The sequence below is a fragment of the Ruegeria sp. AA3 genome, from assembly GCF_056542905.1.
Genome location: NZ_JBQGAQ010000014.1, coordinates 56,244 through 72,116 on the forward strand (window position 1 = coordinate 56,244; position 15,873 = coordinate 72,116).

Genomic DNA, 15,873 nt, shown 5'->3' on the forward strand with positions numbered 1-15,873 from the left:
GATCAGCCGTGTATTGCCCGCAAAAGGCGGCGCCAAAGATGATTACCTTGCCGTCGCTCAACGCATTCTTCGTTTCTTAGTACCTTAAGCCGCTTGCATCGACTGAGCTTCGGTCAGAATAGCATACAGCTTTACCGGATCAGGATTTGCCCGCAACTTCGCGCAGACCGATTGCTCACGCAATGTGCGCGAGACTAGCGCCAGCGCCTTCAGATGCTCGACCCCGGCTTCTTCAGGGGCAAACAGCGAAAACGCCAGATCAACGGGCTGACGGTCGACCGAGCCAAAGTCGATGGGTTTCTCGAGCATGACAAACACACCCGAGACCGATTCCAGTTCCGACAACCGAGCGTGTGGAAGCGCAACACCATGGCCAACGCCAGTCGGGCCAAGGCTCTCCCGCTCAAGCAAGCTTTCAACGATGGCCTGCGCATCCAGCCCAAGCGTCGCAGCACCTACGTCGCCAATTTCCTGAAACAATCGCTTCTTACTGGACGCAGCGGACAATACACGCACCGCTTCGGGCTTTAGAATACTCGAAAGCTCCATCAATCTGCTCCTAAGCCGTGCCCCCTCTGCGAGGGGGCGTTCCGACTATTCTTGCCTGTTACGGATCAATCCAGCCAATATTGCCGTCCTCACGACGATATACGACATTCAATCCGTCCTTGTTCTCATTCCGGAACACCAGCACCGGGGCACCGGCAAGTTCCATTTGCATAACAGCTTCACCCACACTGAGCGATGGGATCTTGGTCTCCATCTCAGCCACAATCATCGGCTGCAGCGATTCGGGTTCATCCGCCGTGTTCGATTCGTCAGAGGCGAGGATATAAGAGGACGCGCCAAAGAGTTCAACCGGCTCGGATCGATCCTTATGGTGGTCTTTGAGGCGCCGTTTGTAACGCCGCAGTTGTGTCTCCATCTTGTCACAGCAGCCTTCAAACGCCGCATAAATCTCGGTCGCATGAGCCTTGGCCTGAGCGGTCAGGCCAGTCGACAGATGCACAGTGGTTTCGCATACATATTCATGCGCCGAACGGGAAAAGACGACGTTGGCGTCAGTCGGTCGCTGGGCGTACTTGCCCACGACCTCGCCCAGTTCGGTCTGCACGTGGGTCTGCAGCGCCGCACCGATGTCGATCTGTTTTCCGCTGATTTGGTAACGCATGTGATCTCCTTCACAATTCACACCCATTCTGACGCCGCGTAACGCGACTGACTTGTTTTTATCGGGTGGGGGGTATCGGCATTTTCTGCGGTTGCCGTTGATCCTGCCCTTCCAAGAAGGGACATCGAGATCCTGACTGGAACCGAAGCAATGCCATGTCCCAATTGATGCAAGGGACGACGGGAGAGTCAATCAAAACAGATGTGTTTATGCGAGATTTCCGCCATGCGCCCGGCGCATTTCCGCGTAAACTTATGAAATACGGAAGTTTTCGCCCAGATAGACCCGACGCACATTTTCGTTTTCCACCACCTCGTCTGGGGTGCCGGACATCAGAACTTGACCGTCATGCAGAATGTAGGCGCGATCCACAATTTCCAGCGTTTCCCGGACGTTGTGATCCGTGATCAAAACCCCGATACCCCGTTTCTTCAGATCAGCCACCAAATGCCGGATATCACCGACACTGATCGGGTCGACCCCGGCAAAAGGCTCGTCCAACAGCAAATAATTCGGATCGGCGGCCAAACAGCGTGCGATCTCAACCCGGCGCCGCTCACCACCCGAGAGAGCAAGCGCTGGCGCGCGGCGCAGATGTTCGATCGAGAAATCCGATAGCAGCTCTTCAAGCCGCTCTTTCCGGCGATGAGCGTGTTTGACCGTGATATCCAGAACCGAGGCGATATTGTCCTCGACACTCATACCGCGGAAAATTGACATTTCCTGTGGCAGATAACCGATACCCAACCGCGCACGGCGATACATCGGCAGAGTCGTGACGTTCTGCCCGTCAATGGTCACGGTACCTGCCTCGGGAAAAACCAGACCTGCGACGGAATAGAACGTGGTGGTCTTGCCCGATCCATTCGGCCCCAACAGCGCCACGACCTCGGATCGGTTCAGCTCCATAGACACGTCACGGATGACGGTCTTCTTGCGATAAGACTTCCGCAGCTTCTCGATTTTCAGACCGGAAGAGCCTTCAGCGATGGACAATTCGGGACGGTTCATCAGTTGCCACCTTGCTGCAGGATCGTCTTGACGCGCCCCGACATCGTTGCGGTTCCGGACGTCAGATTTGCGATCATCTGATCACCGCTGATAATGCTAGGCCCCTGAGTCAGCAGCACATTGCCCTTCATTTCGATCACACCGGAATCGATGGTGTATTCCGCCCAATCACCTTCGGCAGCGTCAGGTGGACTGACCAGAACGACATTTTCCGTCGCCTCCATCCGATCAATGGCCGAACGTTCTTCGTTATAGATGACAAGAACGCGATCTGCGGTCAGGCGCATTTCACCCTGTATGACGATCACGTTGCCGATAAACTCGGCAGAGCCGTCTTCCTGATTTACGTTCAGAGTCTCGGACGTGACTTCAACCGGCAGGGTCGGGTCCGCGTTCACCGATCCAAATGCAACCTGAGCCTCCTGCGCAAATGCAGGCGCGGCCCCAACTGCGATGGCACAACACAAAACGGCGACACGTAAATCGAACACAAGTTATCTTTCTGCTTTTTGCGGCTCGTATATCAGCTTCACGCCGCCTGTAAAAAGAATATGGACCGGACCGTCCTTTTTTACAGTCCCAAAAATCATTCGTCCTGCGGTAAAGTCGCCAATCGGACCCGTTCCGTCAATCTGACCTGGGCTGTCGCCGCGGATTTCATCCAAAGATGTATTCAAAAGATCAGTCGTTACCTGAATACCATCCGCCGTCGTGATGACTACATCGCCCACAAATGTCGCGGTGCCCTTGTCTGGCCGGATCATGCCTGTATTCGATTCAAGTGTAATCTCGCCACCGCTGCTCAACTCAAATCGCCCCTGAACCTCAGACGCCGTTGGGGTTTCTAGTTCACCGCTTTGGCTGGCACGACGAGCCTCGACCCGAATCCCTTCGCCCTTGCGGGTTACACCTTTGTAGTCGGGGCGGGTAACGACCTGATCTGTCAGTCGCTCTCCAATATCCTGATCACTGAAGGGCACCGACACATTGGTGTCGATGCTGCGGGACAGCAAAAACACAGAGGACAATATAAGAATCGCCGCCAGTGGTAGCAGAACTTTCAGAAACTGCACCCAACGGGAATGGCGATCCACTTCGGCCATTTCCCTAACCCAGCCCCACACGTAGACAATCGTGGATATGCAACAGCCCCGATGTCGGACCATTGGTCTCGGGATCCACCACAAAAAGAGAAGTGATCTTGCGATCATTCATGATCGAAACCGCCTCTTCTGCCATTGCGTTTGGCGCGATGGTCAGAGGATTTTCGGTCATTACCTCGGTGGTGTTTTTGTTCAGTAGCCCGTCCATGTTTCGACGCAGGTCACCATCCGTGATAATGCCCAGCAAACAGCCGGCCTCATCAGTAACGCCAACGACCCCAAAGCTCTTCTGGCTCATAACCAGCAGTGCCTCGCTCATCGGAGTACCGGCAGTTACCAGAGGCATATCTTTGTGCATCAAATCGCGCACGGTGGATAATTGCGCCCCCAGTTTGCCTCCTGGGTGGTAGGCACGAAAATCCTCGGGCCTGAAATCTCGGTATTTCATCAACGCGATTGCCAAAGCGTCACCCATCGCCAACGTCAGAGTGGTCGAGATCGAGGGAACCATACCAAAGCCGCAGGCCTCTCCCATTGATGGAATAAGCAGGTGCACGTCGGCCTGCTTCATCAACGTGCTTTCGGGTTTGCTGGACAGACCAATCAGCGGAATTCCAAAGCGCCGCGTAAAGGCCAGCAGGTTGGCAAGTTCCGGCGCTTCACCTGAGTTCGAGATAGCCAGAACCACATCCCCTTTCGAGACCATGCCCAAATCACCATGGCTGGCCTCGGCCGGGTGGACGAAATAGGCTGGCGTTCCGGTACTGGCAAGGGTCGCCGCGATCTTGTGGCCGATATGCCCAGATTTACCGATACCGCTAATGATGATGCGGCCTGTGGCCTGCAGGATCAGCTGCACGGCCTCGGCGAAATGCTCGTCCAAGCCTTCGGCAAGGACGTCCAAGGCACGGGCCTCATCGGTGATGACCTGGCGTGCAGTTTTCAAAAAGGACTCGGTATCGGTCATGAGTGCGCAAAAATATCGGTTTCGGGCCAGCCTGCGAGGTCAAGCTTCGCACGCGTGGGGAGGAACTCAAAACAGGCCTGTGCCATCTCGGTACGGTCTTCACGGGCAAGCCGACCGTCCAGCGCGTCGCGCAGACGGTGCAGATACAATACATCCGATGCAGCATAGTCCAGCTGAGCATCCGTCAGGGTTTCCGCACCCCAATCGCTCATTTGCTGCTGTTTCGAAATATCGACACCCAGCAGTTCCTGACACAGGTTCTTCAGGCCATGGCGGTCGGTGTAGGTACGCACCAACCGGCTGGCGATCTTGGTGCAATAGACCGGCGCTGCAAGCGCACCGAACGCGTGATACATGGCTGCAATATCGAAGCGGCCAAAATGGAACAGCTTCAACACATTGGGGTCTTCAAGCATCGCACAGAGGTTCGGAGCTGATGATTGACCCTTTTCGACCTGAACGATGTGACAGTTTCCATCCCCACCCGACATCTGGATGACACACAGCCGGTCCCGGTGCGGGTTCAGCCCCATGGTTTCGCAATCGATGGCCACGACCGGGCCCATATCCAACCCTCCGGGCAGATCGTTTTTATAGAGGTAATTCGCCACGCCGACTTCCTTTGTGCGGTCTCGACCCCGAGATAGGAGGTTTCGCAGCCAAACTCAACGTCCTCGGCACGCGCGCGGCGACAGCGTCGCGACTATCTTGACAATATCCCTATGGGGGGGATAAGGATACGCCATGACATCCCATACTCATAATTCTCACCTGCAGATCACCGCGCGCCTGAAACGCGCGCACGGGCATTTGGCCAAGGTGATCACCATGCTCGAAGATGAAGCCCCCTGCGCTGACATCGCTCAGCAGCTTTTTGCGGTGGAGAAAGCTATCACAAACGCAAAGCGCGTGCTGATCCATGATCATGTTGATCACTGCCTGTCTGGTGAAGCGGATCAGACTGCCATCGAAGACTTCAAAACCATAACCAAGTACCTCTGACCAATGCTCAGCGTCCTGACAAATCGCACCTATCGGCATCTGCTCGCTGCCCAGATTGTGGCCCTGACAGGCACCGGTCTGGCGACAGTGGCGCTGGGGCTTTTAGCATTTGATCTGGCCGGAGATTCAGCAGGGTTGGTTCTAGGCACCGCGCTGACCATAAAGATGGTAGCCTATGTCACCGTGGCCCCTCTTGCCGCAGCCTTTGCCGAACGTTTGGACCGGCGTAGAATGCTTGTGGCATTGGACATCGTGCGCGCAATCGTCGCTCTGTGTTTGCCATTCGTCACTGAAATTTGGCAGGTCTATGTGCTGATCTTCGCCCTGCAATCGGCTTCTGCCGGGTTCACTCCGGCCTTTCAGGCGACGATTCCCGACGTTCTGACAAACGAACAGGACTATACCAAAGCCCTGTCTCTGTCGCGTCTGGCATACGATCTGGAAAGTCTTCTAAGCCCGATACTGGCCGCCGCACTCTTATTGATCGTCAGTTTCGACAGTCTGTTCCTGGGCACCAGCATAGGCTTTCTCGCTTCCGCCCTGCTTGTGGTATCTGCAACACTGCCTTCCCCTAAACCGAAAGTACCACGCGGCATCTATGACCGGACCACCCGTGGCATCAGAATATACCTCGAGACCCCGCGCCTACGTGGCCTGTTGGCTCTGAGCTGGAGTGCGGCGGCCATTAGTTCGATGGTGATCGTTAATACCGTTGTGATCGTGCGTGGTGATCTCGACCTGTCTGAAAGCGCTGTTGCCATTGCACTGGCCGGTTTTGGTGGTGGTTCAATGTTGGCTGCGTTCGCGCTGCCACGCCTGCTGGATCGGATCCCTGATCGTCGTGTCATGCTGAGTGGTGCCACGATGGCAACCGGAACCATGGCGGTGGCTGCTATTCTGACCGCTACCATACCGATGACGCTAAGCGTGCTGACTGCGATCTGGATACTGGTTGGCTTTGGATATTCCAGCACACTGACACCATCGGGCCGCCTGCTGACCCGATCTGCACATCCCGAAGATCGCCCGGCAGTCTTCGCCGCTCAATTCACACTGTCTCATGCCTGCTGGTTGGTGCTGTATCCGTTAGCCGGATCGCTGATGACCTGGTTTGGTTCGACGGTCGCCATGGCCGGAATGGCCACCGCTGCCGTTTTGGGCCTTATCTTCGTGATAAGGGTTTGGCCTCGCACCGACGCAAAATCTGTGGTCCACAACCATCCGGAACTGCCGCCGGATCACCCGCATCTCGCTGGACCCAAACCGCATGCCCATCCGATCATCATTGACGAGTTGCACCCTCGCATTCCTCATGAACCTTGAGCTTTGCCCGGCATCTACCTTAAACCCGGACACACCTGCCTCATCCCGGAGACCGCATGGACCAGCTTGACCGACGCATCATCGCCGCTCTCCAACACAACGCGCGCGACTCGACTACGCGCATCGCGGCAATGCTGGGTGTTGCCCGGACAACTGTGCATGAACGCATTAATCGCATGGAAGAGCGGGGTGTTATTGCTGGTTACTCCGTCGTAATGCGAGAAAACGAAGACACTCCGAAGGTACAGATCGTTGTGCTGCTAGAAGTGCAGCAAAAGGAAACCACGCGCATCATCAAACGGCTTGAAGCCTATCCCGAGGTGAAGCTGTGCTTGTCGATCAATGGTGAGTTTGACCTGTTGCTGTCGGCCGAAGCCCCACGAATCGAGGACCTTGATATTCTGGTTGACGAGCTCGCGCGCATCCCCGGTGTTTTGCGCACTAACACCAGCGTTGTTTTCGGCCGCAAGATTGATCGAAACTGAGATGCGCTAACCCTCTGTAAACAGATAATTGGCTAGATTGAGAGGGACTGACTAGAATCCCGGACCGGCAGAATGCCAATTCATAAACTTCTCATTGCTACGCTTCTGGCGCATGTCTTTCTGGCCCACGCCGGACATGCAACATCGACAGCCGCGCTGTGTGATCACGCCGCGCGCCGCGCAGCTCAGGCCGAAGGCGTTCCTCTTGACGTCCTCAGGGCAATTGCTCGGGTCGAAACAGGCCGTACGCTGGACGGTAGACTGGAACCTTGGCCCTGGACCGTCAATCGCGAGGGGCAAGGCTATTGGTTCGCCTCTGAGGCCGAAGCAAAATCCTACGTGTTCGACATTTTCAAATCCGGCACTCGCAGTTTTGATGTGGGATGCTTCCAAATCAATTACCGCTGGCACGGCAAGGCCTTCCGCTCGATCGATGCAATGTTCGATCCGGATGAAAACGCCGCTTACGCAGCCCGATTTCTGTCCCAGCTCTATGCGGAGCTTGGATCATGGCCTGCCGCTGCCGGGGCCTACCATTCGCGCACCCACCAGCACGCAGCGGCGTATTCAGACCGCTTTCAGACTGTATTGGCGCAATTGAACGGATCACCCCTAGTCAGTCGGCGCGATCCATTCACAGCTGCGGCAACTCCGCTCATACCCTTGAGCGTACATCCGGCCGAACAGAATGCGCTGGGGTCCCTGGTGCCCGATACCACCTCCGCCACCGCCTTCATCACGTTCAACTAGGAGCAGACCGTGCCCCGGATCGATCCTCGCACCTTGTTCTCTCCGACCATTCTGCTGGCATTAGCGTTGATGGCGGTCATCGTCATGATGATCCTGCCAATGCCCGCCTGGGTGCTGGATGTGGGTTTGGCCGCCTCATTTGCACTGGCGATCCTGATCTTCACCCTGACACTGTTCATTGAGCGGCCTTTGGATTTTTCATCCTTCCCGACGATCCTGCTGGCCTCACTGATGCTGCGTTTGTCGCTGAATGTGTCCTCGACCAAGCTGATCATCGGGCAGGGGCATACTGGCACCAATGCGGCTGGCGACGTGATCGAGGGCTTTGCCCAATTCGTCATGAGCGGCAGCATATTTTTGGGGCTGGTGGTGTTTGGCGTGCTTTTGATCGTGAACTTCATGGTCATTACCAAAGGAGCGGCGCGCATGGCCGAAGTCGGCGCTCGGTTCGCACTGGACGGAATGCCCGGCAAACAGCTTGCCATCGACAGCGACATGTCTGCCGGAGCCATCGACCACCATCAAGCCAAAGAACGGCGTGAACGCGAACAACAGGAAACCACCTTTTTTGGCTCGCTCGACGGGGCGTCAAAATTCGTCAAAGGTGACGCCATCGCCGGGCTGCTGATCACGCTGCTCAACCTTGTGATGGGGCTGGTCATGGGCGTTATCGTGCATGGGATGCCAGTCACATCGGCCTTTGAAACCTATGCCATCCTGACTGTCGGCGATGGTTTGGTCTCGCAGATTCCAGCGGTGATCATATCGATCGCCTCCGCTTTGTTGCTGGCGCGCGGCGGTACGCAAGGCGCAACTGACAGCGCGATATTTTCGCAGCTTGGACGCCACCCGGCAGCGTTGGGGACTGTTGCAGTTCTGATGGCTCTGTTTGCGTTGGTTCCCGGCTTGCCGTTTCTGCCCTTTATTCTGGGGGCCGGGGTTCTGGGCTATGCCGCATACTCCGGTATCCGGAAACGAAGCGAAGAAGCCGAGACCGAACCGCAAGTGGTCGATGCTGAAACTCCGGTCTCACAAGCCATCGGAGACATCCTGGACCTTGATGATGTACAACTTGAAGTCGCACCTGACCTGGTCAGCATGGTATTGAATCCTGGTACCGGCCTAGATGCACGGATCGCCAATATGCGGACCTATGTCGCTTCAAGCTTTGGCCTGATCCTGCCCGAGATACGTCTGACCGACCGCGCGGACCTGCCGACGGGCACCTACGTGATCAAAGTGCAGGGGGTTGAACAGGCACGTGGTGTTCTAAACTCTGAACTTGTGCTTGCTCTGGTGCAAGAAGGGCACGATTTTCTACCCGACGGCACGGACGTGACTGAACCCGTTTATGGCGCTCCTGCTCGCTGGATATTACCCAAAGATCAGGAGGCCGCAGCACTCAATGGGGCTACAATCGTCACCCCCCCGGAAATCCTTGCGACCCATCTGCTTGAGATCATCAAACAGAATTTCTCACGCTTGCTGACTCTGAAATCCCTACGCCGCCTATTGTCCGAGATGACGCGGCTCAGCGATCCGACTCGGGCAGAGGCCAACCGCAAGCTGCTGGACGAACTGATCCCCGACAAAGTACCGATCGACACGCTGCATGCAGTCCTGCGGCTGTTGCTTGATGAGCGGGTCTCAATCCGCAACATGGCACTGATTCTTGAAAGCGTGGCCGAAGCGCGCCTGACCACAACTCAGCCCGCAGGGATTTGCGAATTGGTTAGACAGAGGTTGGGTTTTCAGTTGGTCTCTGACATGAAGCGCGAGGACGGATCGATCCCATTGATCCAGCTAGCCCCCGAGTGGGAGTGATCCTCCCCCTCTGAAGTGGTCCGCCGTTATGGTTAAGAAAATGGAGGAACCACATGGCGAACAAGCGACCGAAGCCGGAAGAGATTGTCTCGAAGTTGCGGCAGGTTGAGATATTGATGGGGCAAGGCATGTCCCGTCTGGATGCGATCCGGCAGATTGGAGTTGTTGAACAGACCTATTATCGCTGGAAGAAGAAGTACGGCGGAATGGGTACGGATCAATTGAAGGAACTTAAGCGCCTTCAAAAAGAGAATGAGCGTCTTCGAAAGGCCGTCTCGGATCTTACCCTGGACAAACTGATCCTGACGGAGGCGGCCAAGGGAAACTACTGAGCCCCGCCCGTCGCCGTGCCTGCATCAACCATGTGCGCCACAAACTGCGTGTCTCAGAGCGCCGGGCGTGTCGTGTCCTGAAACAGCACCGATCCACACAGCGAAAGCTGCCGAAAGGTCGAGCTGACGAGAAGCGCCTGGTGGCGGACATGATAGAATTGGCCCACCAGTATGGCCGCTACGGTTATCGCCGGATCGCGGCTTTGCTGAGAGATGCGGGCTGGCAGGTGAATGACAAGCGCGTCGAAAGGCTTTGGCGTCGGGAGGGGCTGAAAGTGCCAATGAAACAACCAAAGAAGGGACGGCTATGGTTAAATGATGGATCGTGTGTTCGGCTGCGGCCGGAGCATCGAAACCATGTCTGGAGCTATGACTTCGTGCATTGTCGAACGGATGACGGAAAGGCATTCCGCACGCTCAACGTCATCGATGAGTACAGCCGGGAGTGCTTGGCGATCCGTGTGGACCGCAAGCTGAACTCCGGCGATGTCATCGACGTGCTGAGTGACCTGTTCATCATGCGCGGTGTGCCAAGCTACATTCGCTCCGACAATGGCCCTGAGTTCATTGCCGTGGCGGTGCAAGACTGGATCAATGCAGTTGGAGCAAAGACCGCATACATCGAGCCAGGCAGCCCATGGGAGAACGGTTACTGTGAAAGTTTCAATGCGCGGTTCAGAGATGAGTTCCTGAATGGAGAAGTCTTCTACTGTCTAAGAGAAGCGCAGATTTTGATCGAAGAATGGAGGAAACACTACAACACAAAACGCCCGCACAGTGCTCTGGGATATAAACCGCCGGCCCCGGAAAACATCGTTCAAATGGACCAAAGGCCGGTCATGCACTAACAATCAAATTGGACCACACAAGTGGGGCTGATCATAAGCATCGATGCAACGCGCGCAGTTTCTACCGCCCACGCAATCGGTCGGATCGAGAACATTTTAGTCGAACCCGAAAGCAAGGCCCGTGTTGTCGTCGATCAGAGATCGGGTACAATCGTAATGGGTCGAGATGTCAGGATTTCGCGCGTAGCGGTGTCGCAGGGCAACTTGACCCTCACCGTCGAGGAAGCCCCTATTGCCGTTCAACCCAATCCTTTTGCGCGTGGAGAAACAGTCGTCGTTCCGCGTACTTTTGCCGGGATCGAGGAAGAAGAAGGAACAGGACTGGCGGAAATTCCCGAAGCAACCACTCTTTCCGAAGTGGTTGCCGGGTTGAATGCCTTGGGCGTATCGCCGCGCGACATGATCGATATTTTGAAAACCATCAAAGCTGCCGGTGCGCTTCATGCTGAGTTCATCGTCAGATGAGTAGTATCGCAAATACTATCAACAAAGAACCTCTCTGATTTCGACTTACTTGGGTTTCCAACTATCCAGCCAGCGGCGTAAACCTTTGCGTTTTTCATCAATCGCATCACCGGCGGCGTAAAGACCATCTTCCATGTTTTCCAAAACCGGATCGATCTTCTTTTGCCGAAAACGGCGCCACCGGACCCAGATAGCCCATACCAATGCCGCGAATATCGTCAGGAAGATGATATTGAACCAGGGTATGATGCGCACATCAGGTCCATCGACATGGCGAATGAAGATCGCGTTAGGAAAGATCGACATGAACTCATTGCGCCAGCCGTAATGCGTTACGACCACCCAATCGGGGTTTTCCTTGGTCGATTTCGCGTCGTTGGCCTCGGTATAGAGGTTCGCCGTGTCGAACTTGAAATAGGGCGGCCAGCCCCAGCCGGTGTCTTCGTTGCGATAGACAATGGGCTTTCCGTTGGCGCGCACCGCCTGAATGAACTGCACATCGCGGTTTGACAGGCTGGTGGATTGATCCTCGGGTTCGGACCAGAATATTCGGGTCCAGTCCGTCAGGTCCTGACGCTCTTCATAGGTGTTGACGATCCGCACAACGTCGTGCTGCGGCAGGGAATACTGCAGGATCACGGCAATCGTGCCCCAGAAGATGATAATGAACGCCCATTTCACATAGGCCATACCTTAACCCTCACATGTAATTCACGATGTAGATTAGCGCGCCAATCGCCACCCAAGGCACAATATAGACACCCAAAATCAATTTACGCCGGAACGAATTGTCATAAACGTGCAAACCACGCGCGACAAACGCTTCTTTGTTGCCAGTTTTGCCTTTCGCGTCCCACCAGGTTTCCAGCTTTTGCCGCCTGACGCTGCGCGAATAAAAGGACAGCGCGAAATAGGCGATCGTCTGGACAACCAGCAGGATCAGGAACAGGCGCATTGCTCCGAACATCTCAATCCCTCCCGACTGCGCCCCAGGGGCCGACCCGCGCGATCACCGTGTCACTGACCCGGTCGTTACCGCTCATGTCTGGTTCATGGCCAAACAAGGCAGCACGGGCACCAGCCTTGTCCACCTGATACTCGCGCGCAAGGAAATCGGCAACATAGGCTTTCTTGGCCTCGGGCCAGTTCGAGTAGGTCTTATAGAACAGCTCCTTGTGGCAGATGAACAGCTGGCGCGGGTCCAGCGGGGCAAGCTCTGCCAGCAGCATGTTCACCAGATCGCGATTTGGCGTATCGGCTGCGCGCAAGGTATAGAAATAGGCCGCATGGTCCGAGGTGATCCGCGGCCAGCGGCCTCCATCCGTCGCCCAGCGCAGCAGTTGCGCAAGGCCGTGATACGCTTCGGGCAGGCGATCCGCGTGGTTGCGGGCGAGACGGCGCATGTCCCTGCGGTCCAGTCCGGTCAGATCGACATCAGCATCTGCGGCGGCAGCAACGGTCAAGAAATCCATCTTCTGCTGCAGTATCGCTGCAGCATCCACGCCGCGTGCTTTAACAATCGGTTCAACCAGATCGTTGTAGTCCAGGAACTTTGCAATCTGGTTTCGCTGCGATTGGCCAAAGATGTATTTGATCGGCAGGTCATCGGGCTTGTCACCCATACAGATCGCCGCCGGGTGATCCAAATCCGGGAAAAGATACAAACCACCGAAATGTGCCGTCCAGAAATTGCGCTGTTCAAACGCGGTGTGGCGCAGGTGAACGGGGTTGCGGGTGACGTCGCCGGTTTCTTTGGCCGTTTCGATCATCTTGGCGATCAGCACATCGTCGAACCAGGCGTCCTCTTCGGTTTTGAACCGTTCGACCATGCCCGCCAGCTGCTCGGCCTTACGCAGGGTGCCGCCTGCGGTATCGGCCTCGATCTCGATCTTGCGCAGGTTCAGCAGGTCGCGCGGGGTGGTGAGCTTGATGATCGAGTTCACAAGCTCTCCGGCCACCGCATCGGTGGCGGTCAGGGCGAACAACTGCGCCTCGTTCATCTCGATGAATTCCCGTAGGATATCGCGCGAGGTCGAGAATTTGACGTTCAGCAGAGGCGCGCGTTTCTGCTCGGTCGTCAGCAGAATGAACTGCCGGTTGACCCCGTTGGGATTAAGATAGAGCACGTCCTCCAGCTCAATCCCCACCTCCGGCGAATAGCCCGAGATATCGACATGGAAATCCGAAAGCTGAGTGGTCTTGCCCGCCAGATGTTGCAACGCGCGGTTGTACCGCTCGACCAGAGCCGGGCTGGAGATATGGACGAGATTGCCGAACATCAGGCCTTTTTCGATGAGGCGGATCATGCTGGATCACCGTTTCGGAACTGAAGCCTTATACCCAGACCGAGTGCAAACATGTAGGGCAATGCGAGTAGGACCAGGAAAGCGTAATGCCAAACTTCAGAGCCCAAAAATTGTTTCGGGTCATAATAGCTCCAAAACCATCCGAGTCCCACAAACAAGGGGATAAGACCGACAAATGGACCTATACAAACACTGAGAGAGAACCAAACAAGGAACCTAAGCACGAACAGCTTGCCCTCTGGAACGGGTAAATTTCTGCGGACGGCAAAGCTCGCCGTCCAGCAAGCGAAGGACACTCCTATCAACAGGATAGCAATGAGCTGCGCAACTCCCATCACCCCTTCCCCTCCAAGTACCGCCGCTTGGCCTCTTCCATCCGGCCCATCTCGCGCACCGCATTCTCGATGGCGACCTCGTCGCTCTTGTCGGCATAGCGGAACTCGCTGTCGGCGTAGCGGTTGATCTCTTGCATCACCATCTCGACCGTGATCGGCTGGCGCAGGTCCTCGATCATGGCCTTCTTGGTGTCGTAGTCGCGGAACAGGAACAGATCGGGGTTTTCCATCCATTCGTCGGGCAGTTCGAAATCCATCGCGCGAACCTTGACCGCGTCGGTGATGTTCTTGATCGCACGACCGGTAAAGCGCTCATCCGCGGCTTGGATCGCCTTGAGGTAAGTGCCCAGCTTGGCGATCGTGTCCATCTGGCCGATATTGCCAGACACCCGGTCAAAGACTTGCAGTAAGGCGTCCTGATGCGGGCGGGAATGGCTTTCGAAACTGGCGGCGACGGCCTTTTTGATCTCCTGCGCGGCATAAGCCTCGTGTTCGCCCAGCGGGATGTCGTGGTTGCGGCCCATCAGCAGGTGCAGGATGTCGATGTAATCCTCGCGCGTTTGCGGCCCGTCCACCAGGAACCGCGCACCAGCCCGCTGACGCAGGGCGTCGTCCACATTCTCGGGGTAGTTCGAGAACATGCCAAAGGTGCAGTTGCCGCGCACGACGGTGTTGGCGCCCGCAAAGCTCTCCATCAGCACGGCGGTGATTTCCAGTTGCCCGGCCGAGGACTGCCGGTCGCCGCGTTTACCCGCAAGTTGATCGATGTCGTCGATGGTGCCGAAGCCGATGACCGAGGGGTCGATAATCGTGTTGATAAACGCCTTGGCGTTCTGGCCGGATTTGCCCTGATAGCTGTCGATATTGTCGGTGCTCAGGTTCTGATAGCGGAACGGATAGCCCGCGTTCTGGCAATAGTCGTTGATCAGCCCGGCCATCATCTGGATCAGGGTGGTCTTACCCGTGCCCGGTTTGCCGTCGCCCATGAAGGTGAAGATGAACCCGCCAAGCTCAGCAAACGGGTTCAGGCGGCGGTCGAAGTCGTAGGCCATCACCATCTTGGCTAGTTTCATCGCCTGATACTTGGCGATGTGGTTGCCAACCACCTCGTTCGGTTTCTTAAACGTCATGGTGAGCGTTGTGGATTTCGCTTTCGAGGCCGGTTCAAAGCCCCGGATCGTCAGGTCATCCGCCTCGATATGCCATGCGGCGTTCTGGAATGGCGCCAAATGGCCAGCGGATTGGGCGCGCAGGGCGGCTTTTTCCATCAACTGTTCGGCATAGGCGCTGGTGGCGGCTATCAGATGGGCGTCGTCGGGGGCGTGTTTGGCGAGGGTCTGGTCCAGCTCCCACAGCGCGCCATGCAGGGCGAGTTGGCCGTTGTCGGTCAGAACCTCTTCGATCTCGCCGATATCGACGGTTGTCTCGCCAAGATGCGAGGACATCAGATAGGCCAACGCATTGCCCAGAACATGGGACGTGATCAGCGCCTCGGCGGTCAGCAATTCCGAGAATTCGGTTTTGCGGGCTGCAGGCAGATCTCCGGCAAGGTTGGCGCGCTTCAGGTCGGCCAGCGGGGTCTGTTCCGCATACGCCTCGGCCACGGCAAGAGCGATGGCAATCGCCCGACGGATGGCCTGCTGCGTGGTGGCCTGAGGTGGTGAGACCAGCGTGTCGCCCTCATCCGAGGCCTCAATCCGTTCGACCAGATGCACCCCGTCGGCGCGCGCAACGCGGCGCGTCACCAACCCCGGTGTCGTAGACCGGAAACGACGCCCCGTCGAAACACCCGGAGACCGTTCTACGGCAGCCTCAACAGGTTTGGCGATACGCGGCGCATGCTCGAACCCGTTCAACATTGCGGTCGCTGCTGCGTAATGCTTGCGAATGTCGTCTTCGCGCAATTCCATCTGATCTGACGTCAAACTCATCTTTTTCCTCGCAATGCCGG

17 protein-coding genes and 1 pseudogene are annotated in these 15,873 nt (G+C 56.4%); 7 read left to right on the forward strand and 11 right to left on the reverse strand.

Annotation, left to right across the window (positions count from 1 at the left end):
• Positions 1–84 precede the first annotated feature (84 nt).
• The 7 genes from ACR0JR_RS19550 to ACR0JR_RS19580 form a co-directional block, all read right to left on the reverse strand.
• Complete coding sequence (locus ACR0JR_RS19550; RefSeq protein ID WP_170473601.1) at positions 85–549, reverse strand: PTS sugar transporter subunit IIA; 465 nt, start codon at positions 547–549, stop codon at positions 85–87.
• A gap of 58 nt (positions 550–607) precedes the next feature.
• A complete protein-coding gene (gene hpf, locus ACR0JR_RS19555; RefSeq protein ID WP_010442515.1) occupies positions 608–1,171 on the reverse strand; it encodes a ribosome hibernation-promoting factor, HPF/YfiA family in 564 nt (187 codons plus the stop codon).
• Between the two features lie 252 nt (positions 1,172–1,423).
• On the reverse strand, positions 1,424–2,182 hold the full coding sequence (gene lptB / locus ACR0JR_RS19560) for an LPS export ABC transporter ATP-binding protein (RefSeq protein WP_170473598.1): 759 nt from the start codon (positions 2,180–2,182) through the stop codon (positions 1,424–1,426).
• Positions 2,182–2,673 carry an LptA/OstA family protein gene (locus tag ACR0JR_RS19565; protein ID WP_260023698.1) on the reverse strand — a complete coding sequence of 164 codons (492 nt, stop codon included), beginning with the start codon at positions 2,671–2,673 and terminating at the stop codon, positions 2,182–2,184. The genes lptB and ACR0JR_RS19565 overlap by 1 nt, the downstream gene beginning before the upstream one ends.
• 3 nt (positions 2,674–2,676) lie before the next feature.
• Complete coding sequence (locus tag ACR0JR_RS19570; protein WP_170546741.1) at positions 2,677–3,285, reverse strand: LPS export ABC transporter periplasmic protein LptC; 609 nt, start codon at positions 3,283–3,285, stop codon at positions 2,677–2,679.
• 4 nt (positions 3,286–3,289) lie between these two features.
• Entirely contained in the window at positions 3,290–4,252 is a 963-nt protein-coding gene (locus tag ACR0JR_RS19575; RefSeq protein ID WP_010442511.1) for a KpsF/GutQ family sugar-phosphate isomerase, read from the reverse strand.
• A complete protein-coding gene (locus ACR0JR_RS19580; RefSeq protein WP_480457624.1) occupies positions 4,249–4,863 on the reverse strand; it encodes a ribonuclease D in 615 nt (204 codons plus the stop codon). The genes ACR0JR_RS19575 and ACR0JR_RS19580 overlap by 4 nt, the downstream gene beginning before the upstream one ends.
• 133 nt (positions 4,864–4,996) lie before the next feature.
• Here ACR0JR_RS19580 and ACR0JR_RS19585 point away from each other — a divergent pair, with 133 nt between their 5' ends.
• The 7 genes and pseudogenes from ACR0JR_RS19585 to ACR0JR_RS19615 all read left to right on the forward strand — a co-directional run.
• Entirely contained in the window at positions 4,997–5,254 is a 258-nt protein-coding gene (locus tag ACR0JR_RS19585) for a metal-sensing transcriptional repressor (RefSeq protein ID WP_480457625.1), read from the forward strand.
• A 3-nt stretch (positions 5,255–5,257) separates the two neighbouring features.
• The gene (locus ACR0JR_RS19590) at positions 5,258–6,577 is read left to right on the forward strand and encodes an MFS transporter (protein ID WP_480457626.1); all 1,320 of its coding nucleotides are present in this window, start codon (positions 5,258–5,260) and stop codon (positions 6,575–6,577) included.
• A gap of 56 nt (positions 6,578–6,633) precedes the next feature.
• Complete coding sequence (locus ACR0JR_RS19595; protein WP_480457627.1) at positions 6,634–7,062, forward strand: Lrp/AsnC family transcriptional regulator; 429 nt, start codon at positions 6,634–6,636, stop codon at positions 7,060–7,062.
• 72 nt (positions 7,063–7,134) lie between these two features.
• Entirely contained in the window at positions 7,135–7,812 is a 678-nt protein-coding gene (locus ACR0JR_RS19600; protein WP_480457629.1) for a lytic transglycosylase domain-containing protein, read from the forward strand.
• A gap of 69 nt (positions 7,813–7,881) precedes the next feature.
• A complete protein-coding gene (locus ACR0JR_RS19605) occupies positions 7,882–9,636 on the forward strand; it encodes a flagellar biosynthesis protein FlhA (RefSeq protein ID WP_480457674.1) in 1,755 nt (584 codons plus the stop codon).
• Between the two features lie 53 nt (positions 9,637–9,689).
• Positions 9,690–10,816, forward strand: a protein-coding gene (locus ACR0JR_RS19610) for an IS3 family transposase (protein ID WP_480457630.1) whose coding sequence is annotated in 2 segments (ribosomal slippage) — positions 9,690–9,954 and positions 9,954–10,816 — 1,128 coding nt in all. Because the reading frame shifts where the segments join, the coding sequence is not laid out codon by codon here.
• A 45-nt stretch (positions 10,817–10,861) separates the two neighbouring features.
• Positions 10,862–11,281, forward strand: a pseudogene (locus ACR0JR_RS19615) (flagellar basal body P-ring protein FlgI); the annotation flags it as partial.
• A 45-nt stretch (positions 11,282–11,326) separates the two neighbouring features.
• Here ACR0JR_RS19615 and ACR0JR_RS19620 read toward each other — a convergent pair.
• The 4 genes from ACR0JR_RS19620 to ACR0JR_RS19635 all read right to left on the reverse strand — a co-directional run bounded on the left by ACR0JR_RS19620 (position 11,327) and on the right by ACR0JR_RS19635 (position 15,853).
• On the reverse strand, positions 11,327–11,971 hold the full coding sequence (locus tag ACR0JR_RS19620; RefSeq protein WP_480457632.1) for a DUF1523 family protein: 645 nt from the start codon (positions 11,969–11,971) through the stop codon (positions 11,327–11,329).
• 10 nt (positions 11,972–11,981) lie between these two features.
• Entirely contained in the window at positions 11,982–12,248 is a 267-nt protein-coding gene (locus ACR0JR_RS19625; protein ID WP_170473543.1) for a hypothetical protein, read from the reverse strand.
• 1 nt (position 12,249) lies between these two features.
• Positions 12,250–13,587, reverse strand: a complete 1,338-nt coding sequence (locus ACR0JR_RS19630; protein ID WP_480457633.1) for a DUF6638 family protein — start codon at positions 13,585–13,587, stop codon at positions 12,250–12,252.
• A 334-nt stretch (positions 13,588–13,921) separates the two neighbouring features.
• On the reverse strand, positions 13,922–15,853 hold the full coding sequence (locus ACR0JR_RS19635) for an AAA family ATPase (protein WP_480457634.1): 1,932 nt from the start codon (positions 15,851–15,853) through the stop codon (positions 13,922–13,924).
• Positions 15,854–15,873: the final 20 nt, after the last annotated feature.